This is a genomic window from Streptomyces sp. NBC_00440 (assembly GCF_036014215.1).
GTDB lineage: Bacteria > Actinomycetota > Actinomycetes > Streptomycetales > Streptomycetaceae > Streptomyces.
This window is the reverse complement of record NZ_CP107921.1, coordinates 4678542-4699597: the sequence shown is the minus strand read 5'-3', so window position 1 is coordinate 4699597 and position 21056 is coordinate 4678542. Positions and strand designations below refer to the sequence as shown.

The following is a 21056-nucleotide window of genomic DNA, read 5'->3' as shown; positions in this document are numbered from 1 at the left end:
GGGCTGCACGGAAAGCACGGAAAGCACCAGGGCCGCTGCCCCGGGAAACGTCCCCGGGGCAGCGGCCCTTCGCCGTACCGTTCCGTCAGGCAGCGAGCAGCTTGCGCACCCGGTCGGCGCCGACGGCGAGCAGCAGCGTGGGCAGCCTCGGCCCGGTGTCGCGGCCGACCAGCAGCTGGTAGAGCAGGGCGAAGAAGGTGCGCTGCGCGACCTTCAGCTCCGGGGTGGGCTTGGCATCCGGCTCGAAACCGGCCTGGACCTTCGGTACGCCGTAGACGAGCGTCGTCAGACCGTCCAGCGACCAGTGCGTGTCGAGACCCTCGATGAGCAGCCGCAGCGACTCACGGTCCTGGTCGCCGAGGGCGGCCAGGGTCTCCGTGTCCGGCTCCGCGCGCACCAGGGTGCGCTGCTCGGCCGGGACCTGGGTGGTGATCCAGTTCTCGGCGCGGTCGAGCCGGGGGCGTACGTCGTCGAGCGAGGCGATCGGGTTCGCCGGGTCCAGTTCGCTGAGGATGCGCAGCGTCTGGTCCTCGGCCCCGGCCGTGATGTCCGCGACGGATGCGAGCGTGCGGTACGGCAACGGGCGCGGGGTGCGCGGGAGTTCACGCTCCGCCGTGCGGGCCGCGCGGGTGTGCGCGGCCGCGTCGGCGGGGAGCGCCGAGCCGTCGGCGACCTTGGTCTCCAGCTTGTCCCACTCGTCGTAGAGCCGCTGGATCTCCTGGTCGAAGGCGATCTTGAAGGACTGGTTGGGCCGGCGCCGCGCGTACAGCCAGCGCAGCAGCGGTGCCTCCATGATCTTCAGCGCGTCGGACGGGGTGGGCACGCCGCCCTTGGACGACGACATCTTGGCCATGCCGCTGATGCCGACGAACGCGTACATCGGCCCGATCGGCTGCACGCCGTCGAAGATCTCGCGGACGATCTGTCCGCCGACGACGAAGGAGGAGCCGGGCGAGGAGTGGTCGACGCCGCTGGGCTCGAAGACGACGCCCTCGTACGCCCAGCGCATCGGCCAGTCGACCTTCCAGACCAGCTTTCCGCGGTTGAACTCGCTGAGCAGGACGGTCTCGGAGTGCCCGCACGCGGTGCAGGTGTAGGACAGCTCGGTCGTGTCGTCGTCGTACGAGGTGACCGTGGTGAGGTCCTTCTCGCACGCGCCGCAGTAGGGCTTGTAGGGGTAGTAGCCGGTGGCGCCGCTGCTGCCGTCGTCCTCGTCGGCGGCGCCGGACCCCTCGGCGGCCTCGATCTCGGCCTCGTCGAGCGGCTTCTGGCCCTGCTTCTGGCCCTGCTGCTTCTTGTTCTTGCCACCGGCGCCGTCGGCAGCGCCCTGCTTCGCCGGGTCCTTCTTGGTGCGGTACCGGTCCAGGATGGCGTCGATGTCGGCGCGGTGCTTCATGGCGTGCAGGATCTGTTCGCGGTAGGTGCCCGCCAGATACTGCTCGGTCTGGCTGATCGGGTCGTACTCCACACCCAGCTCGGCGAGCGCCTCGACCATGGCGGCCTTGAAGTGCTCGGCCCAGTTCGGGTACGCGGACCCGGCCGGGGCGGGCACCGAGGTGAGGGGCTTGCCGATGTGCTCGGCCCAGGACGCGTCGATACCGGGGACGCCGTTCGGCACCTTGCGGTACCGGTCGTAGTCGTCCCAGGAGATGAGGTGGCGCACCGTGTAACCGCGCCGCCTGATCTCGTCGGCGACCAGGTGCGGGGTCATCACCTCGCGCAGGTTGCCCAGGTGGATCGGGCCGGACGGCGAGAGGCCGGACGCGACGACGACCACTGGTGCGTCGGCGCCAGAGTGTTTCGCGCCCGCGGCACGGCGCTCCGATTCGGCGATGACATCGTCCGCGAAACGGGAGACCCAGTCGGTCTCGGTGCTCTGAGCCACGATCGGCACGTCCTTCTTTCTCGTACGCCTTCAAGCAAGGGCGACTGCCATTCTCCCAGGTCCGTCCTGGAGAGCGAAAACGGCTTTCCAGGCCGTGGTACGGCCATGGGATACTTGGCCTGATCCCCTGTACCTCTATGGAAACGGCAGTCGGCCCCATGCCTGAGCCAGTCTCGGTCAATTCCCTCGCTTCGACGCTCCAGCAGCACCTTGCGGACGCCCTGACGGCAGCTCTGCCGGATGCCGGTGCCGCGGACCCGCTGCTGCGCCGAAGTGACCGGGCCGACTTCCAGGCCAACGGGATCCTGGCCCTGGCGAAGAAGCTGAAGGGCAATCCGCGCGAGCTGGCGGCCACGGTCACGGCGGCGCTCCCGGCGAACGACCTGATCAAGGAGATCGAGGTCTCGGGCCCCGGCTTCCTGAACATCACGCTCACCGACCGGGCGATCACCGAGACCCTCGCGGCGCGCGCCGCCGACGCGCGCCTCGGTGTGCCGTACGCCGCACAGGCGGGCACCACGGTCATCGACTACGCCCAGCCGAACGTGGCGAAGGAGATGCACGTCGGGCATCTGCGGTCGGCCGTGATCGGCGACGCGATGGCGAAGATCATGGAGTTCGGCGGCGAGACGGTGATCCGCCGCCACCACATCGGGGACTGGGGCACCCAGTACGGGATGCTCATCCAGTACTTGATCGAGCACCCGCACGAGCTGGACCACGAGGGGGGCGAGGAGGCCGGCGAGGCCGCCATGTCCTCGCTCGACCGGCTCTACAAGGCGTCGCGTGCGGTCTTCGACTCCGACGAGGAGTTCAAGGCGCGCTCGCGGGACCGGGTGGTGGCCCTCCAGGCCGGGGACCCGGAAACGCTGGCGCACTGGCAGCGGTTCGTGGACGAGTCGAAGATCTACTTCTACTCGGTCTTCAACAAGCTGGACATGGAGATCGCCGACGCGGACATCGTCGGCGAGTCCGGCTACAACGACGTGCTGGAGGAGACCTGCCGGCTCCTGGAGGAGTCGGGTGTCGCGGTCAGGTCCGAGGGCGCGCTCTGCGTCTTCTTCGACGATGTGAAGGGCCCGGACGGCAACCAGGTCCCGCTCATCGTGAAGAAGACGAACGGCGGCTACGGCTACGCGGCCACCGACCTCTCGGCGGTCCGCAACCGGGTGCAGGACCTCAAGGCGAACACCCTGCTGTACGTGGTGGACGTACGGCAGTCGCTGCACTTCAAGATGGTCTTCGAGACGGCCCGCCGGGCGGGCTGGCTCGACACGGGCGACGGCGAGGCGAAGCCCGTGCACCTGGGGTTCGGCACGGTCCTCGGCAAGGACGGCAAGCCGTTCAAGACCCGGGCGGGCGAGTCGGTGCGGCTGGTGGACCTCCTGGACGAGGCGATCGAGCGCGCCACGGCCGTCGTACGGGAGAAGAACAACGAGAAGGTCGGGCTGACCGAGGCCGAGATCGTCGAGAACGGCGCGCAGATCGGCATCGGCGCGGTGAAGTACGCGGACCTGTCCACGTCGGCGGCCCGCGACTACAAGTTCGACCTGGACCAGATGGTGTCGCTCAACGGCGACACCAGCGTCTACATCCAGTACGCGTACGCCCGTATCCAGTCGATCCTGCGGCTGTCGGGCGAGGCGAAGCCGGCCGCGCACCCGGAGCTCGAACTGGCACCGGCGGAGCGCGCGCTGGGGCTGCACCTGGACCAGTTCGCTGAGGTCCTCGCCGAGGTGGCCGCCGCGTACGAGCCGCACAAGCTGGCCGCGTATCTGTACCAGCTGGCCTCGCACTACACGACGTTCTACGCCGAGTGCCCGGTCCTCAAGGCCGGGACCCCGGAGCAGGTGGAGAACCGGCTGTTCCTCTGCGAGCTGACCGCGCGCACCCTGCACCAGGGCCTGGCGCTGCTGGGCATCCGGACGCCCGAGCGGCTGTAGCAGCGCGCGGGCCGCGCATCACTGCAGGGCCGGTTCCCAGGTGTCCCCGCCGAGCGGGTGCACATACCGGGGCCGGCCCTGCACGCTGCTCGCGCGGAACGGCTTGCCGTGGTCGTCCAGACGGATGGTCCCGTGCCGGTCGCCGCTGCTCCACTGGAGATCCAGGTACCAGCTGACGTCGTGGGCCGCCGTACTGGCTTTGATCTCCAGGACCTGCGGATCGCTGGATGACACCCTGTACGGGAAGTCGGTGGCCGGGATCTTGCGGTCGCCCTGCACCCCGGCGGCCGGTTCCGTCAGCGGGGTACCGGCGTCCAGGTTCACGTCGAAACCGGCCGGCTTGAGCCCGCCGCCACAGCCGTCGCCCATCGCGTACGAGTTCCAGGCGAGCGGCGCGTGACGGCCCACGATCCGCACATGCAGGGCCTGCAGCACCACCGCGTCCGCCGTCTTGCCCTGCACGGACAGCTCGATGCGCGCACCGCCGCTGGAGACACCGCCCAGCGCGGTGGCCCAGCTCGCGGCATCCTGTTCGGCCGGGGGCGGCGGCATCTTCGCGGCCGGCCGGTCCACCAGATACGACTGGCTGCACTGGTCGTCCCAGACGTACGGCCGGACGTTCACCGTGAGCGGTACGGCGGGGGTACTGCGGCCGTCGGCGCCCAGGTCACCGGCGTCCGGTGCGGGATGGGAGGCCGCAGGGGTGGACGAAGCGGTACGGGACGGAGAGGGTGAGGGGGACACGGAGCCGGACGGCCGCGGCGACGGACTCCCGGGCAGGGACTCGCCCGCCGGGGGCACCGGTTTTCCGCCGGCGACCGCGCTGACATGGGACGCGTCGTCGGAGCGCAGCGTCACGGCGACGGGTACGGCCACGGCGGCGACGGCGACCACGGCGGCCCCGATCAGCCAGCGGCGGCGGTTCCCGCGTGACGGGGCGGGCGCCCGGTCCGTCCCGAGCGTGGCAGGGGGAAGCTCCGGCCCCACGGCATCGGGACCCGCCACTTCCGGGTTCCGTACGTCTGGATCCCGCACCTCCGGATCCCGCACCTCCGGATTCCGTACCTCCGGAACTCCTACGTCCGGGCCCCGTCCTTCCGGAACTCCGGCTTCCGAAGTGCCTGCTCCCGAACCCCTCACGTCCGGAGCCGTCACCTCCGGCTTCACCGCGACCGGGGCCGTGTCCTTGGGCCGTCGTCTCGCCGCGTCGGCCAGCAGCCACCGCCGGTGCAGCGCCAGCAGTTCCTCCGGAGTCGCCGCACACAGCCGTGCGAACCGCTCGACCGGCGCGTACTCGGTCGGGACGGCGTCACCGTTGCAGTACCGGTGCACCGTGGACGTACTCATGTGGAGCTTCCCCGCGATGACGCCGTAGCTGCGTCCGGAGCGTTCCTTCAGCTCCCGGAGAAGCGTGGCGAATTCCTCGGTCTCCGAGCCCACAGCCGCTGTTCCCCCTCGTTCCACGTCCCAGGCAAGCGTTCCAGGGGCGTTCCATCCCTCCAGGTCACAGTACGCGCCGGCGTTCCAGTGTCCCCAATGGCCCGGGAACGATTGTGGCCGGAACAGGCCGCCCGCCAAGCTGAGTTCGTGTTCAACCGCCTCCGGCACGGAACCTGCCGCGGCTTGAGCCCCGGTCTCGTCGACGGGCTGGCTCTCGTCGTACTGGCCGCTTCCATCACCACGGTCGTCACTCTCATCGCATACCTCTGAGGGCGCACACCGGCGCTCACCCACACTCCACCACGGGGAGAACAGCCACCATGAACATGAGCACCCGCATCACCCGCATCACCGCCGCAGCCGCCACCGGCCTGGTCGCCGCACTCGCTCTCACCGGCGTATCGGCCGCCACCGCCAGCGCGGCACCGGCCAAGGCCGCCAAGACCGTGACCTGCACCCCCGCCAACACCAAGATCTCGGTCTCCACGGTCAGCCGCCCCATCAACCACCTGCTGATCAAGGCCACCAACAAGGGCAAGACCCCCTGCTACTCCTACGGCGCCCCGCTCATCGGCTTCGACCACCCGCAGTCGACCGTCTGGACTCTGGACGAGAGCCGGCCGCAGGCCGTCGTCACGCTGAAGCCCGGCCAGTCGGCGTACGCCAGTGTCCTCACCTCCGGCGGTGACGGCGCCGGAAGCGGCGGCCACTTGTCCAAGGAGATGTCGCTCAACTTCGAGGGCCGCGCCATGGCCGGTTCGGTCGGCCCCACGGCCTTCCCCAAGGTGCCCGCCAAGACCTGGGTCGACGACTCCGCCGCCGTCTCGTACTGGCAGTCCACAGCGGCCGACGCGCTCATCTGGTAACCACCCGGCGGACAGCCGCGCAGCCTGACAGACCCGTTGGCCCCACACACCGAATCCCGTAAGGAACCCCCCATGCGTATCCGCCGTACTCGTCGCGCCCTCACCTTCCTCGCCGTCGCCGGGGTGACCGTGCTCGCCACCGCGGCCTGCGGTACGAACGGAAGCAGCGCCGCCGACTCCCCGAACGGGGGCAAGGGCGCGGGCTCTTCGGTGTCCGGCTCCCCGGCCTCGGGCTCGTCCGCGGAGAAGACAGCCGACGTGTCCGCGGCGAAGGAGGGCAAGACCGGTTCCTCCGCGCAGGGCCAGGACGCCTCGGGGACTTCGGGCTCCTCCGGGGCTTCGGGGGGCAACAGCGGCGGGTCCGGGTCGGCCTCGGGCACGAGCGGTGCCGCAGCCGCGAAGGGCGGCGCCTGCACCACCGGCTCCGTGAAGATCTCGCTGGCCGATACGGGCGGCACCCTGCCCGCAGTCCTCCTCAAGGCCACGAACGCCTCCGGCAGCAGCTGCGACCTGTACGGCTTCCCGACCGTGGGCTACCCCGGAGCGCAGTCAGCCATCGGGGCCAACGAGCACAGCAAGCCGCAGGCAGTGGTCACCCTCGCCCCGGGCAAGTCCGGGTACGCCGCGATCAGCCTGCCGAGCGGCGCCGACAAGCACCGCGAGAAGGTCCTCACCATCGGTCTGCGCGGCAGGGACATGGGCCCGATCGACGGCCAGGACACGGTCACCGCGTTCGGCTCCGGAATCGCCCTGACCGACAGCTCGATGGTCACCTACTGGCAGTCGGACGAGGCCGCCGCGCTCCAGTGACCGACCGCTCGACCGGGCCCCGGCCCACTGCTCCGGCACCATGACGCGCCCTGGCCCCCTCCCCCGGCGGCCAGGGCGTTCCGGCGTCCCGGGTCACCTCAGGACGGCTGCTGCCCGCCCAGCGGGAAGTCGGCCCGGCTGCTCCACACCGTGCCGTCGTAGGCGACCAGTTGGACGGAGCGTACGGCTGCGCCGAACGGCAGCTTGTCGCGCACATCGGCCTCGACCGTGTCCAGTACGGCGGGATCCTGCCCCTGTGTCATCGTCACGTGCGGCGCCGGATCACCGAACCTGCCCCGGTACGGCGGTGCTTCGGGCCAGCGTCCGTGCACCGCCCGGGTCAGCGCCCGGATCGGTCCGTCCGGCTCGGGGGCCAGATAGAGCAGCCCGGGGAATCGCCCGCACTCCCGGAAGCTCACGTCGAATGCGCGATGCCCGCCGAACAGCCCGGCCAGGGCGCCGAGTACGTCCTGATCGATGCGGTCCTGCCTCAGGAACGGATAGAGCACGGTCAGGTGCGCCGGAATGCCGTCCGCCGCCATGGGGTCGAACCGCTCGCGCCAGCCACCGACCACGGGCTCGGCCTCGGGCACCGTGATCACCAGAGCTGTGTCGCCCGCCTGGTACATGTCCACTCCGTCCTCAGGGAGGACGCCACACTGCCACAGCAGCGGACAGCGCGACATCGGCTCACCCTCGACCGCATTGGTATACCCAGATGGAAAAGACCCTCCGGATCACTCACTCCTCGCTGGAGTAAATGCCATGAACTCCGCATAACAGACAGGGCAATTCGCATTTGGTATGCCGAATGCTAATGTCGCCTCGTCTCCGCCGCTGACGGCCGTCCGGCTGGGCCCGCTCCGGACACCGCACCCCGCAGGAGGCTCCATGCGCACCCGCCGCCGCGGCACCCGTTCCCAGGGCGCCGTGCCGCAGCGCAGGGCCGCCTCCGGGAGAATGCGCGCGGCGCACCGTGGCCGCGAGAACTGCGCGGCCGTGGCGCCGCCGACCTGTTCCCGCAGCAGCCACGCCGTTCCAGGAGACGCCTTGCCGAACGAATCACCCGAAACCGGTGCGTCGCACGTCACCCACGCCGAGCGGACCATTCGCGCCCGCATCATCTCCGGTCAGTACCCGCCGGGCGCCCGGCTGCGCGAGCGCGAACTCTCCGATGACCTGGGGGTGTCGCGCATCCCCGTCCGTGAGGCGCTCACCCGGCTCACCGCGGAAGGGCTGGTCGAGATCTCCCCCCGCCGTGGCGCATCCGTACGGAATCTCTCGCTGCGCGATGTGGCCGAACTGTTCGACCTGCGGCTCAGCCTGGAGGTGTTCGCCGCCCGCAGGGCCGCCGAGGTATGCGCGGCCGGACGGGGCGGCGGTCGGCTGAGCGAGCTCATGGAGGTGGCCGAGGACGCCACCCGGCGCGGTGACGTGCATGAGATCACGGCCGCCAACACCGCCCTGCACGCCGAGATCGTCGCGATGACCGGCAACCGCCTGCTCCGGACGGCCCTCCAGCCCTCACTCGGCCTGGTCCAGTGGCTGTTCACCCTCACCGGCGGTCTCGACCCGCGGGTCCAGTGCTCCGAGCACAAGGACATCTGCGCCGCGATCCACGCCGGCAATCCCGACTTGGCCGACGCCCTCGTCTACGCGCACATCGAGAGGGGCCGCGGCCCCTCGCTGGCAACGCTGGCCGGGGTGCTGCCCGCCGAATGACCGGCCGGCAGCACCCGGTACCGAACAAGGAGAGACACCGGATGCTGATCACGAACGTCCGTCCCTGGGGCGGCGCCCCCTGCGACCTGGAGATCCAGGACGGCGCGATCACCGCGCTGACCCCGCACGACCCGGCCCGCCCCACCACGGGCGACGCGGCGGGCGAGGTGGTCGCGGGCCGGGGCAGGCTCGCCGTGCCGTCCTTCTCGGACGTCCACTGCCATCTGGACGCCACCCGCATCGGACTGCCGTTCCGTCCGCACACCGGCGCCCCCGGCGTCTGGGCCATGACGATGAACGACCGCGCCCACTGGCGCGACGACGAGTGGACCGTGGCCGAGCGCGCCACCCACACCCTCGGCCGCATGATCGAGCGCGGCACCACCCGGGTCCGCAGCTACGCGCAGATCGACGCGGACTCCGGCCTTGAGCGCTTCGAGGGCGTTCTCGCCGCCAAGGAGGCCCATGCCGACCGCTGCGAGGTCGAGATCATGGCGTTCCCGCAGGCCGGTCTGCTCCGGGAGAAGGGCGTACCGGAGCTGATGGACCAGGCGCTGTCCTCCGGCGCGGCCGTGGTCGGCGGGATCGACCCGTGCACGCTGGACCGCGACCCGGTACGCCACCTGGACATCGTCTTCGAACTCGCCGAGCGCCACCAGGCCCCCATCGACATGCACCTCCACGAGCCGGGTCCGCTGGGCGTGTTCAGCGTCGACCTGATCCTGGAGCGGGTGCGCGCGCTGGGCATGGCGGGCCAGGTGACCCTGTCCCACGCGTACGACCTGGGGAGCGTCGACGAGGCGACGACCCGGCGTCTCATCGAGGAGTTCGCGGAGCTGGACATCGCGATGGCGACGATCGCCCCGGCCCAGCACCACGCGCTGCCGCTGGCCGACCTGACGGCAGCCGGGGTCCGGGTCGGTCTTGGCGAGGACGGCCAGCGCGACTACTGGTCGCCGTACGGCAACGCGGACATGCTGGACCGCACCTGGCAGCTCGCCTTCACCAACCGCTACCGGGCCGACGAGCTGATCGAGCACTGCATGGCCGTCGCGAGCCTGGGCGGCGCCGCGATCCTCGACGGGAGCCTGCCCCGTCTGACGTCGGTCGCCGACCGCCCCGGCCTCGCCGTGGGCGACCGCGCCGATCTGCTCCTCGTGGACGGCGAGACGGTGACGTCCGCCGTCATGGACCGCGGCTCCGACCGTACGGTCCTGCATGACGGCCGGGTCGTCGCGGACGGCCTGGAGCTGGTGGGCTGACCCGGCGCACCCGCGACCGGATACGGGCAGGGCCCGTCCACCAGGTGGTGGACGGGCCCTGCCCGTACCGGCGTACCGGCTGCACCGCTGTACGGCTGCCCGGATGTACCGCTACTCGGATGTACGGCTACTCCGGATGAACGGCTACACGGAAGTCCCCGCGGCGGCAGGTGCTTTCGCGGCGTCGGGCACGGTGCCGTCGTCCGCGACCAGATGGCACGCCACCTCCCGTTCGGCCGCCCCGGGGCCGGATCCCAAGGGCAGGGTGCGCAGAGCCGGGGCCTCGGTACGGCACCGGTCGGTGACCAGCGGGCACCGGGTGTGGAAGTGGCAGCCGGACGGCGGGTCCAGCGGACTGGGCAGGTCGCCGCCGAGCACGATACGGCTGCGGCCGCGCTGCTCACCGGGGTCGGGCACCGGCGCGGCCGACAGCAGCGCCTGGGTGTAGGGGTGCTTGGGTGCGGCGAACAGGTCGGCGGCCGGGGCCTGTTCGACGATCCGGCCCAGATACATCACGGCGATGCGGTCCGCCAGATACTCCACGGCCGCCAGGTCGTGGGTGATGAACAGGCAGCCGAAGCCCCGCTCGCGCTGGAGATCGGCCAGCAGGTTCAGTACGGACGCCTGGACGGACACATCGAGCGCCGAGGTCGGCTCGTCCGCCACCAGAAGCGCCGGATTCACCGACAGGGCGCGGGCGATGGAGATCCGCTGGCGCTGGCCGCCGGAGAGCTCGTGCGGGTTGCGGTCGGCCAGTTCGGGCCGCAGCCCCACCTGGGCGAGGAGCTCGTCCACCCGTTCCGAGGCTTCCTTCCGGTTCGCCATCCTGTGCAGCCGCAGCGGTTCGGCGATGATCTGACGGATGGTCATCCGGGGATTGAGGGAGGACGACGGATCCTGGAAGACCAGGTGGAAGTCCTTGCGGAGTGGCCGCAGCACACGCGGGGAGAGGGTGGTCACATCCGTACCGTTGACCAGCACGCTGCCGCCGGTCGGCCGGTCGAGCCGGACCACACAGCGCCCCACGGTGGATTTCCCGCTGCCCGACTCGCCCACCAGGCCGAGGACTTCACCGCTCCTGATGGTGAGCGACACACCGTCCACCGCGCGCACGGTGCCGCCGGCGGCGGTGAAGTGCCGCTTCAGGTCGCGTACTTCGAGCGCCGTCATCGGACGGTCCCTTCTGTTGCTTCTGTTACTACAGGTGGTTCTGGTGCTTCGGCCGCCAGGGGTGCTTCGGCCGCCGCGGGCGCTTCTGGTGCTTCGGTCGCCGCGGGCGCTTCAGGTGCCGGGTGGTAGCAGGCGATCTCATGCGTCCCGGACGCGGTCCGCAGCACCGGACGGCTCGCCAGGCAGTCCGCGTCGGCCGCCGCACAGCGCGGCGCGAAGCTGCACCCGTCGGGCTGCTCGCGCAGGTCAGGCACGAGTCCGGGGATCTCGTTGAGCCTGGCCCGCCCGTCGGCCGTCCGGCTGCCCGGCCGCAGGACGGCGCCGAGCAGACCCCGGGTGTACGGATGCCTCGGCGCGGCGAACAGTTCGTCCACCGACGCCTGTTCGGCGGGGCGTCCCGCGTACATCACCAGGACCCGGTCGGCGGCGTCGGCGACGACACCGAGGTCGTGCGTGATCAGCACGATGGCGGTGCCGAGGCGTTCACGCAGGGAGCGCAGCACATCGAGGATGCCCGCCTGCACGGTGACATCGAGGGCGGTCGTCGGCTCGTCCGCGATCAGCACCGCCGGATCGCAGGCCACGGCGATCGCGATCATCACCCGCTGCCGCATCCCGCCGGACAGCTGGTGCGGATACTCGTCCACCCGGGTCCGCGGGGCCGGGATGCCGACGAGTCCGAGCAGTTCGACGGCGCGCTCGGTGGCCTCGCGGCGCCTCAGCCCCTGGTGCCGGACGAGTACTTCGGTGATCTGCCGGCCGATGGTGAGGACCGGATTGAGTGAGGTCATCGGCTCCTGGAAGATCATCGAAAGCCGTCGGCCGCGCAGCGACCTGAGCTGTTTCTCGGGGGCGCCCACCAGTTCCCGGCCGTCCAGAGTGATCGATCCGCCGACCCGTGCGGTGGGCGGCAGCAGTCCCATCACCGCCATGGAGGTGACGGACTTGCCGCAGCCGGACTCCCCGACCACGGCGAGCATTTCGCCCGGCGCCAGGTCGTAGGAGACACCGTCCACTGCGTGCACGGTGCGTTCCGCGCCGTGGAAGGAGACCGTCAGGTCACGGACGCGCAGGACGGGCTCGGCGTGGGCGGCGCGCGGAGCGCCACCGGCCGCCGTGGCCGCCGTGCCCGCCGTGGGTGTGCCGACTCGGGTCACCGGGTACCTCCGCGGGGGTCGAGGATGTCGCGTACGCCGTCGCCGAGCAGGTTGAACGCCAGCGTGGCGAGCACGATGACCAGGCCGGGGAAGACCGCCATCCAGGGGGCGTCCGCGATGAAGGGCTGGGCGCTGGAGAGCATCACACCGAGCGAGGGTGAGGGCGGCTGCACTCCGAGGCCGAGGAAGCTGAGCACCGCCTCGCCGATGATGGCGGCCGGGATGCCGACGGTGGCCTGCACGATCAGGGTGGATGTGGCGTTCGGCAGGATGTGCCGGAAGAGGATCACACCGTCGCCCGCGCCGTTCGCGACGGCCGCGCCCACGTAGTCGAGGTGTTTGAGCCGCAGGGTCTCGGCGCGGGTGATCCGCACGATCCCCGGGATCTGCGAGATGCCGATGGCGATCGTGGCGTTCTGCAGCGACGGGCCGAGCACCGCGGCCAGCCCCACGGCGAGCACCAGGAAGGGGAACGCCAGCATGGTGTCGGTCAGCCGCGACACCACCGTGTCCGCGAACCGGCCGTAGTACCCGGCGAGCAGCCCCAGCGGTACGGCGACCACGAAGGCCAGCAGCACGGCCACCACGCCGACCTGCATGGAGGCGGTGACCCCGACCAGCACCCGGGACAGCTGGTCCCGGCCCAGATCGTCCGTGCCGAGCCAGTGGGACCAGCCGGGCGCGGTGAGCGCGGCGTCGAAGTCCGGGCGCGCCGGGTCGTACGGGGCGAGCAGCGGCGCCGCCACGGCCACCAGCACGAAGACGGCGGTCAGTACGGCGCCGACGAGCGCCAGCCGGTTGCGCCGCAGCCGGCGCAGCGCGACGGCGAACCGGCCCTGGCGGACGGGGGTCCCGGCCCTGACGCGGGCGGTGGGGACGGCCGGCGCCGGTGAGGGGGCGACGGTCATTGGGAACCTCCGAGCCGGATACGCGGGTCGACGACGGAGTAGAGGAAGTCGACCAGCAGATTGATCAGGATGTAGGCGGCCGAGGTGAACAGCACCACGCCCTGGACCATCGCGTAGTCGCGGGTGAAGACCGCGTCGATGGTGAGCTTGCCGAATCCGGGCAGCACGAAGACCTGTTCGGTGACGACGGCTCCGGAGATCAGCAGGCCGAGTTGCAGGCCCAGTACGGTGACCACGGTGACCAGCGAGTTGCGCAGCGCGTGGCGGCCGATCACGGTGCGCGGGGCGAGCCCCTTGGCGCGCGCGGTGCGGACGTAGTCCGACTGCATCGCGTCGATCATCGCGGCCCTGGTCTGGCGCATCACCACGGCGGCGAGACCGGAGCCGAGCACGATGGCGGGCAGCACCATGCGCCGCAGGTTCTCCACCGGGTCGGTGCCGAAGGGGACGAAACCCGAGGCGGCGAACACCGGCATCGCGATGGCGAAGGCCAGCACCAGCACGATGCCGAGCCAGAAGGCGGGGACCGACATCCCGAGCAGCGCGATGCCGTTGGCGATCCACTCCTCCGGCTTCCCGCGCCGTACGGCCGCCAGCACCCCCGCCCCGACACCGACGACGATCGCCATCAGCAGGGCCAGCGCGGCCAGTTCGAGGGTGATGGGGAGGGCCTGGGTGATGGAGTCGAGCACGGGCAGCCCGGTTCTGGCCGATGTGCCGAAGTCCCCGGTGGCGGCGTTGCTGACGTAACGCCAGTACTGGACGGCGATGTTGTCGTTCAGTCCGTACTCGGAGCGGATCGCGGCCAGCACCGCCGGGGATGTCTGCTCACCGGCCAGCGCCTGCGCGGTGTCGCCGGGCATCGCCCTGACCCCGAGGAACACGGTGATGCTGACCAGCACCATCGTCACGAGCGACATGCCGATCCGTCGGCTCACATAGGACGTGAGCAGTCTGCGGAGTTTCATCACCGGCTCCCCTTCACGTAACCGGCTTCCTTGACCCGGATCAGGCCGTCGCCGGAGAGCTTGATGCCGCTCACGTCGTCCGATGCGGACACGTAGTTGATCGGGCGGTAGAGGTAGATGACCGCGTGCTGTTTGTTGATCGCGGCGGTGAGGTCGCGGTAGACCGCACGGCGCTTCGCGACATCGGATGTGCTCCGGCCCGCCACGATCAGCCGGTCGATCTCCGGGTCGGAGAGCTTGCCCTGGTTGTTGCTGCCCGCTGTGCCGACCAGGCTGTCGATGTTGCCCGCCGGGTCGGGCTGGCCGCCCCACCCGCCGGTCCTGGCCTGGAAGTCGCCGGCGAGGGTGCGGGTCAGACCGGTGGCGAACTCGGTGGGCCGCAGCCGGACATCGAATCCGGCGTCGGCGGCCATCGCCTGGATGACCTGCCCGAGACGGCTGTCCTCCGGCGTTGTGTTGATCATCAGCTCCAGCGGCACGGGCGTCTTCACCCCGGCCTGCTCCAGCAGCTTCTTCGCCTTCGCCACGTCTCGCCCGGGGCAGCTGACGGGGCTGCTCAGCGGAATCCCGGGAGGCACCGGGCCGCAGGCGGGTTCGTACATGCCCTGGAAGACCAGCTTGTTGATCAGCTCGCGGTCCAGCGAGAGTTCGAACGCCTGCCGGACGCGCACATCGCGGCCGAAGGGGGTGTCGACGGTGCCCGGCTTCTGGTCGATGCCGTGTACGTTGCCGACGTTCAGCGTGACGCCCATATAGCCGAGCGACGGGGTGTTGAGGAGCTGGATCCCCTTCTCCCCCATGGAGTTGCGCACCTCGACCGGGCCCATCTGGTCACCGATCTGCACGTCCCCTGACCGGATGTTGGCCATCCGGATGTTGCCGTCGGTGATGGTCTTGTAGATCACCCGGTCGAGATGCACCTTGTCCGCGTCGTAGTACAGCGGGTCCTTGGCCAGCTCGATCCGGTCGCCGACGACCCGCTTGACGTACTTGAACGGGCCCACGCAGGACGGATGGGTCGCGAACTTGCTGCCGTACTGACGGAGCGCCTTGGGGGACATGATCAGCCCGGCCGTGTTGGCCAGCCGCCCGAGCAGCGGGACATCGGGGTGCTTGAGGGAGAGCTGAACGGTGTACGGGCCGATCGCCGCGACCTTGTCGACCGAGTCGATCTCCGAGGCGCGCCCGGATCCGCGCAGGTGCAGATGGCGGTCGAGTGACGTCTTGACGGCTGCCGCGTCCAGCCGTGCGCCGTCGCTGAACCTGGCGTCCTTGCGCACGGTGAAGGTGAAGGTCCGGCCGCCGTTCGTGATCTTCGGCAGCGAGGCGGCGAGCTGCGGCACGAAGTGGTTGTGCTGGTCGACGTCGTAGAGCTGTTCGCACATGGACGTGAAGACGGTGCGGGCGACCAGCGTCGACGTCAGGCTCGGGTCCAGCATGTCGGGATCGGACTTGAGCCCGATCGTGACCGTGCCGCCGTCGCGGACGGGGCGCAGGTCGGTGAGCCGCGCTTTCGCGGCCGTTGCTTCGCCGGGTGGCGAGAGAGTGCTGCATGCGGTGGTGGCCGCCAGCAATGCGGCCACCGCGAGAGTGGCCGGTATTCGACGCACGGGACCAAGACTCCTTCAGGACAGCACAGAGCTAGAGCGCGGACCGGTAGGGGCACGCGTTGAGGCGCAACGGTATACCAAATAGTGCAATCCCAGGACGGGCCCGAGGAGCCGTATTCACCTGTTTTACGGGGCACTTGAGAGGTGAAAAGCGGGCAAGACACCGCATCTTCATCACGGCCATTTACCCACCCGGGAGCGCACTTGGCATACCGGGAGGGATCCCGAAGGAACGACAGCCCGCACAGAACAGAGCCGCCCGCCGTGCGCCGAGAGCGACACGACGGGCGGCAAACCCTCATAAAACGCGCAGCACTGCCTGGCCAACGAACCGCCCGATGGCCCTGATTCGAGCCATCGGCTACGCAGCCAGGGCAGGACTCACCCGCCGAACCACCCCGCCACATCCACCCGGAAGCCGCCGCCCGGAACCGCCCCCGGCACCAGGGCCCGCAGGTCGGACTCAAGACCGGCCAGCCGTTCCGTGCCCAGGACCCGCGCCCACTGCGCGTACAGCTCGTCGAAGATCTGGCCCGACCGCACCAGCACCTCCATCCCGCGCGGGGTGAGCAGCACCAGCTTGCGCCGGCCGTCGGCCGGGTCGGCGGCCCGCTCGGCGTACCCCAGCTCCTCCAGGCGCTCCACGGTCTTGCCCGCCGCCTGCTTGGAGACCCCGAGCCGCCGGCCGACCTCGCTCGCCGTCGCACCCCGCACCCCGATCGCCTGGAGCGCGAAGCCGTACGCGGGGCGCACATCCGGGTGCCCCTCCTCGGCGAGGCGTGCGTGCAACTGGTCGATGGCCGAGCGGAACCCGGCGAAGAGCAGCATCGGCAGCTCGTATCCGCGCCCGGCCTCCGCACTCACCGCCGCGTCGTCAGCAGACCCGCGCCCGGCGCCGCGCCCAGCCGCACCCTCGGCCCGGTACTCAGCCCCGGGCTCAGCCATGGGTCGGCCCGCCGTTGCGCATTTCGACAACCTGGTTTACCTTTTCGTCAATCACGTTGTCGAGTTTACTGCGAGAGCGAAGGCCCAGCCATGACCACCACCGTCACGCCCGACCACACCGCCCCCTCCAGCCCCACCGCCTCCTCCGACCGCACCGTCTTCCCCGACCACACGGTCGAGTCCGCCCCCGCCGCGGCCCGCCGCGCCATGCAGGCCACCACCGACCGGCTGGGCTACCTGCCGTCCCCCGTCGCCCGGATGGCCACCTCCCCCCAGACCCTCGACGGCTTCCTGAAGCTCAGCGGGATCTTCGAGTCGACCACCCTCTCCCAGCTGGACCGCGAGGTCCTCATCCTCACGATCGCCACCCTCAACGAGTGCCACGTCTGCGTGGCCATGCACACCGCGAAGCTCACCGCGATGGGCGCGGACGCCGGCCTCATCGAGTCCCTGCGCACCCAGAAGCCGCTCACGGACGGGAAGTTGGAGGCGCTGCGCACCTTCACCCTGGAGGTCCTGGCCACCGCCGGGGCCGTGGGAGACCCCGTCCGCCAGGCGTTCCTGGCCCAGGGCTACACCGTCCAGAACGCCCTGGAGGTGGTCCTCGGCATCGGTACGTACACCCTCTCGACCTTCGCCAACCGGCTGACGGGCGCCCCGATCGACCCCCAGCTCGCGGCGTTCGCCCCGCAGGCCGGCTGAACCCGACCGGGGAGCCGCGAGGACGGCTCCCCGGTCGCGGGCGCGCCCCCGCGCCCTGCCCGACGAGCCACCGGGACAGGACGGTCGGCTGTTACACGCCGTTACAGGCTCCGGACAGTCTCGCGAGAACTTCCCCCGCCGGTCGGCACATCTCACTTTCCGTAAGACGCACTCGCCACGGGGGCGCCGGGCCCAACACCGGCGCTGGAAAAGGGGAACCATGACCGCCAAGCTGAACCGAGTCGCTCGCTGCGCCGCCGCCGTGCTGACCGTCGTCGCTGTCGGCGCCGGCGCCGCCGCGTGCGACTCGTCCTCCGGATCGGGCGCCTCCAAGACCAGTGCACAGTCCGGCGCCGGCCAGGACTCGTCCTCCACGGCGCAGGGCGGCTCGCAGGACAAGCCCCGGAGCGGCACCACCGCCGAGGGCTCCGCCCAGCACAAGGTGAAGTCGATGTCCCAGAAGGGCTCGCGGACCGACGCCGTGAACCCCGTCCCCGCCGCAGCCCCCGCCACCGGGAGCAGCCGCTGCCACACCGGCGAACTGGGCTACACCTGGGGCGGCCCGCACGGCGGCGCCCCGGACATGAACGACTCCACCGACCAGCAGATCGCCTCGATCGCGCTCAAGAACCGCAGCGACCGCACCTGCACCCTGCGCGGCTTCCCGGGCGTCCGCCTCATCAGCAAGACCGGTGAGGCATGGGACCTGCGCCGCTCGTCGGACACCCCGTCCACCATGACCCTGCACCCCGGCGAGAGCACGGCCTCGATCAGCATCATGCTGCTGGCCATCCCCGCCGACACCAAGGACACCAAGCCGTTCGTCCCGAGCAAGGTCCTGATCACCCCGCCCAACGAGACCACGCACGTCACCCTCGACTGGCCGTACGGCGGCGCCATCCTGGACCAGTCCGGCGCCACCCACCCCGGCACCTTCGTCAGCCCGGTCGGCATCTGAGCCCACCTGCTTCACGGCCTGCCCGAGCCGCACCGCACACCACGCGGTGCGGCTCAGTCATGCCGGGCGGGGCCGCGCCTCCGGCCTCCCCCGCCGGCCCGCGATCGAGACACCCGCGCCACCACGGGACGCGACGGCCTCGTGGACACGAGCAGGCATCTTCCGCTGTCTGGGCTAAGGAGGCCCGTACCAGCGCGGCGCCGGGCAGGCGACCGGGGTTCAATGCCCGTGAGTCCACCAGGTCATCGGGCGCGCCGGGCACAGGGGCCGCCGGGATGCCGCAGCACAGGCAGGAGAGGCGTTGTGGCGACGTACGAGAGGGGCGCCCCGGACTACGAGGCCCTGTTCTCGGCGGTACCGGCCGCCTGCGTGGTGCTCGACCGTGACCTGGTGATCGTCGCCGCCAACAAGGCGTACACCGACGTCACCGGGCGCCCGGCGGCGGACCTGCTGGGGCGCGCGTTCTTCGACGCCTTCCCGCCCGAGCCCGCCGAACCCTCCTCCCACGGCGCGGAGGTGCAGCGTCTTTCCCTGGAAGCGGTCCTCGCGTCCGGGGAGACCAACATGCTGATGTTGCACCGCTTCGCGATCCCCGGGCCGGGCGGGGGCGGCAGGTTCGAGCCCCGGTGGTGGAACGTGGTGAACCAGCCGCTCACCGGAGCCGACGGCCGCGTGGAGCTCATCATCCACCGTGTCGACGACGTGACGGAATTCATCCGTGCCGAGCAAGGGGACAGTGCGGCAGCGCCGGAGGACGCCGAAGCCCGCGCGCCGCGCGCCGAGCTGTTCACCCGTACACAGGAACTCCAGCGGGCCAACGTCCGGTTGCAGGAGTCGACCGTGCGTACCCGTGATGTGGCCCTGACCCTTCAGCGGGCCATGCTCGCCACCCCCGACCTGGCCGGGCATCCGGAGATCGCGGTGCGCTACCGGCCGGCGCTGAGGGGCATGAATGCCTGCGGCGACTGGTACGACGTCATCGACCTGCCGGACGGGCGGCTGGCACTGACTGTCGGTGACGTGGTGGGGCACGGCGTTGATGCCGCCAGCGTCATGGGCACCTTGCGGAGCGCGCTCAACGCGGCAGTCCGGGTGGCGGACGGGCCCAGCGGTGCTCTGGAAACACTCGGCCTGTACGCGCGGGCCCAGGAGCGCGCCACGGCCACCACGACGTTCGCCTGCCAGCTCTTCCCCGTCAGCCGGCTGCTCACCTACAGCAGCGCCGGCCACCCGCCTCCCGTGCTCATGCACGCCGACGGAACGTCACTGTGGCTGGACGAGGCCACCGATCCGCCCCTGGGAGTACGCATCGAGCACGTACCGCGCCCCCAGGCCACGGTCGACTTCCGCAGGGACGACACGCTGGTGCTGTACACCGACGGCCTGATCGAGCGGCGCGGCGAGGACCTGGACGCAGGGCTCTCGCGCCTCCTCGACGCGGTGCGGGAGATGCGTGAACTGCCGCCTCCCCAGCTCGCGGACGAGCTGCTGCGGACCATGGCCGACCCCGCCGGCCAGCAGGACGACATCTCCCTCCTGGTCATTCGCCTCTGACAACGAGCACCCAACGGCGCCGGGTTCGACGCACAGCGCATCCACCGACCCCGGCACCGCTCAGTCGAACTCGCACCCGAGCCTGCTCCGAGCTGCCGGGGTATCGCTCTCCAGGTCATGCCGTTCGGCCGACAGACCCACGCGGCTCTGGCCGGCCCGTTCGTTCTGCCGATGCTGCGAACGCAGACCCTCAACACTGGGGATACGAAAGGTCTGTTGGACCGGCCAGGGCCTGTCCGGCCCCACCCTCACCCTCACCCCCCGCCGCCTGGTCCGCGTTCGCCAGGTTCGCCACCGGCACCGCAACCGCCTGATCCGGCCCGCGCCAGTGGCAGGATGACGGCAGGCCAACGGGAGAGAGACCTGAAGACATGTCTGTGATCCACCGATCCACGCTGACCCCCACCAAGCTGGAGCTGCTGGCCGTCTGGCTGCCCAAGCAGCCCTGGTACCTCGGCGCGAGCGGCGAGCCCGAGCTGGCCAAGGCGGGCGGTTACCGGCTCGACGACCCGACCGGCGCGGTCGGGATCGAGTTCATGCTGGTCACCGACGCGTCCGGGGACGAGCCCGTCACGTACCAGGTGGCGTTCAGCTACCGGGGAGCAGCGCTCGAAGGGGCCGGCGACGACGCGCTCATCGGGACCACGGAACACGGGGTGCTCGGCAAGCGCTGGGTGTACGACGGGACCCACGACCCGGTGCTCGTCGCCCAGTTGGTCGCCCTGATGGCCGGGGCGGCCGTGCCGCAGGAGCAGAGCATCAGCAACACCCCGAACCCGACCGTCGAGGGGCACTTCACCGGCACGGAGCACCCCGTGGCGACCGGGATCGCGGCGGTGACCAGCGACGCGGACGGCACCGACGTACGCGTACGGACAGCCAACACCTCCGGTTCCGTGCTGACCCTCCACCTCACCCGGGTGGTCCGCCCCGGCCAGGACGCCGCCGCCCAGGACCTGGGCCACGTGAAGGGGAACATGCTGCTCCCGGACGGCACGAAGGCACACACCCTGTTCGCGGCCCTGCGCGAGACGGGCTCGGGCCCGACCGCGTAGCCCCGCCCTGGCCGGTACGGGTGGACTCCACGGCGCACCGGAGTGTCGGACCGCCCCACCAACCCCGGTTCGTAGCATGATCCGACTCGCACTCAGGAGCC

At 70.8% G+C, this 21056-nt stretch carries 19 protein-coding genes; 10 read left to right on the top strand and 9 right to left on the bottom strand.

From position 1 onward, the window contains the following. Positions 1 to 85 precede the first annotated feature (85 nt). Positions 86 to 1894 carry a lysine--tRNA ligase gene (gene lysS, locus OHB13_RS21165; RefSeq protein ID WP_328378148.1) on the bottom strand — a complete coding sequence of 603 codons (1809 nt, stop codon included), beginning with the start codon at positions 1892 to 1894 and terminating at the stop codon, positions 86 to 88. 149 nt (positions 1895 to 2043) lie between these two features. Here lysS and argS point away from each other — a divergent pair, with 149 nt between their 5' ends. Continuing rightward, positions 2044 to 3828, top strand: a complete 1785-nt coding sequence (argS, locus tag OHB13_RS21160; protein WP_328378147.1) for an arginine--tRNA ligase — start codon at positions 2044 to 2046, stop codon at positions 3826 to 3828. An 18-nt stretch (positions 3829 to 3846) separates the two neighbouring features. Here argS and OHB13_RS21155 read toward each other — a convergent pair whose 3' ends face one another. Then, a complete protein-coding gene (locus tag OHB13_RS21155; protein ID WP_328378146.1) occupies positions 3847 to 5268 on the bottom strand; it encodes a helix-turn-helix domain-containing protein in 1422 nt (473 codons plus the stop codon). 147 nt (positions 5269 to 5415) lie between these two features. Here OHB13_RS21155 and OHB13_RS21150 point away from each other — a divergent pair, with 147 nt between their 5' ends. The 3 genes from OHB13_RS21150 to OHB13_RS21140 all read left to right on the top strand — a co-directional run bounded on the left by OHB13_RS21150 (position 5416) and on the right by OHB13_RS21140 (position 6944). Beyond that, positions 5416 to 5538 (top strand): hypothetical protein, encoded by a 123-nt coding sequence (locus OHB13_RS21150; RefSeq protein ID WP_266854572.1) that lies wholly within the window; start codon positions 5416 to 5418, stop codon positions 5536 to 5538. Positions 5539 to 5588: 50 nt separating this feature from the next. Further along, a complete protein-coding gene (locus OHB13_RS21145; RefSeq protein ID WP_328378145.1) occupies positions 5589 to 6134 on the top strand; it encodes a DUF4232 domain-containing protein in 546 nt (181 codons plus the stop codon). A 72-nt stretch (positions 6135 to 6206) separates the two neighbouring features. Continuing rightward, entirely contained in the window at positions 6207 to 6944 is a 738-nt protein-coding gene (locus OHB13_RS21140; RefSeq protein ID WP_328378144.1) for a DUF4232 domain-containing protein, read from the top strand. Positions 6945 to 7042: 98 nt separating this feature from the next. On the opposite strand, the gene OHB13_RS21135 is transcribed toward OHB13_RS21140, so the two are convergent. Next, a complete protein-coding gene (locus tag OHB13_RS21135; RefSeq protein ID WP_328378143.1) occupies positions 7043 to 7573 on the bottom strand; it encodes a 2'-5' RNA ligase family protein in 531 nt (176 codons plus the stop codon). Positions 7574 to 7835: 262 nt separating this feature from the next. Between OHB13_RS21135 and OHB13_RS21130 the strand changes: the two genes are divergently transcribed. Next, positions 7836 to 8666, top strand: a complete 831-nt coding sequence (locus OHB13_RS21130; protein ID WP_328378142.1) for a GntR family transcriptional regulator — start codon at positions 7836 to 7838, stop codon at positions 8664 to 8666. Positions 8667 to 8707: 41 nt separating this feature from the next. Further along, a complete protein-coding gene (locus OHB13_RS21125) occupies positions 8708 to 9928 on the top strand; it encodes an amidohydrolase family protein (protein ID WP_328378141.1) in 1221 nt (406 codons plus the stop codon). A 144-nt stretch (positions 9929 to 10072) separates the two neighbouring features. Here OHB13_RS21125 and OHB13_RS21120 read toward each other — a convergent pair whose 3' ends face one another. The 6 genes from OHB13_RS21120 to OHB13_RS21095 form a co-directional block, all read right to left on the bottom strand. Further along, the gene (locus tag OHB13_RS21120; RefSeq protein WP_328378140.1) at positions 10073 to 11098 is read right to left on the bottom strand and encodes an ABC transporter ATP-binding protein; all 1026 of its coding nucleotides are present in this window, start codon (positions 11096 to 11098) and stop codon (positions 10073 to 10075) included. Further along, entirely contained in the window at positions 11095 to 12171 is a 1077-nt protein-coding gene (locus tag OHB13_RS21115) for an ABC transporter ATP-binding protein (protein ID WP_328380354.1), read from the bottom strand. Before OHB13_RS21115 ends, OHB13_RS21120 begins: the two co-directional genes overlap by 4 nt. A gap of 80 nt (positions 12172 to 12251) precedes the next feature. Then, a complete protein-coding gene (locus OHB13_RS21110; protein WP_328378139.1) occupies positions 12252 to 13163 on the bottom strand; it encodes an ABC transporter permease in 912 nt (303 codons plus the stop codon). Further along, on the bottom strand, positions 13160 to 14134 hold the full coding sequence (locus OHB13_RS21105) for an ABC transporter permease (protein WP_323183752.1): 975 nt from the start codon (positions 14132 to 14134) through the stop codon (positions 13160 to 13162). Before OHB13_RS21105 ends, OHB13_RS21110 begins: the two co-directional genes overlap by 4 nt. After that, the gene (locus tag OHB13_RS21100) at positions 14131 to 15741 is read right to left on the bottom strand and encodes an ABC transporter substrate-binding protein (RefSeq protein ID WP_328378138.1); all 1611 of its coding nucleotides are present in this window, start codon (positions 15739 to 15741) and stop codon (positions 14131 to 14133) included. Before OHB13_RS21100 ends, OHB13_RS21105 begins: the two co-directional genes overlap by 4 nt. Before the next feature lie 381 nt (positions 15742 to 16122). Continuing rightward, entirely contained in the window at positions 16123 to 16569 is a 447-nt protein-coding gene (locus OHB13_RS21095) for a MarR family winged helix-turn-helix transcriptional regulator (protein WP_266860812.1), read from the bottom strand. Positions 16570 to 16893: 324 nt separating this feature from the next. On the opposite strand from OHB13_RS21095, the gene OHB13_RS21090 reads away from it, so the two are divergent. From OHB13_RS21090 to OHB13_RS21075, 4 genes are all read left to right on the top strand, one after another. Continuing rightward, positions 16894 to 17388: a carboxymuconolactone decarboxylase family protein gene (locus OHB13_RS21090; RefSeq protein WP_328380353.1), complete on the top strand. Its 495-nt coding sequence runs from the start codon at positions 16894 to 16896 to the stop codon at positions 17386 to 17388. A 220-nt stretch (positions 17389 to 17608) separates the two neighbouring features. After that, on the top strand, positions 17609 to 18346 hold the full coding sequence (locus OHB13_RS21085) for a DUF4232 domain-containing protein (protein WP_328378137.1): 738 nt from the start codon (positions 17609 to 17611) through the stop codon (positions 18344 to 18346). A 303-nt stretch (positions 18347 to 18649) separates the two neighbouring features. Further along, the gene (locus OHB13_RS21080) at positions 18650 to 19900 is read left to right on the top strand and encodes a PP2C family protein-serine/threonine phosphatase (RefSeq protein WP_328378136.1); all 1251 of its coding nucleotides are present in this window, start codon (positions 18650 to 18652) and stop codon (positions 19898 to 19900) included. A 371-nt stretch (positions 19901 to 20271) separates the two neighbouring features. Continuing rightward, a complete protein-coding gene (locus OHB13_RS21075) occupies positions 20272 to 20955 on the top strand; it encodes a maltokinase N-terminal cap-like domain-containing protein (RefSeq protein WP_328378135.1) in 684 nt (227 codons plus the stop codon). The last annotated feature ends 101 nt before the right edge of the window (positions 20956 to 21056 follow it).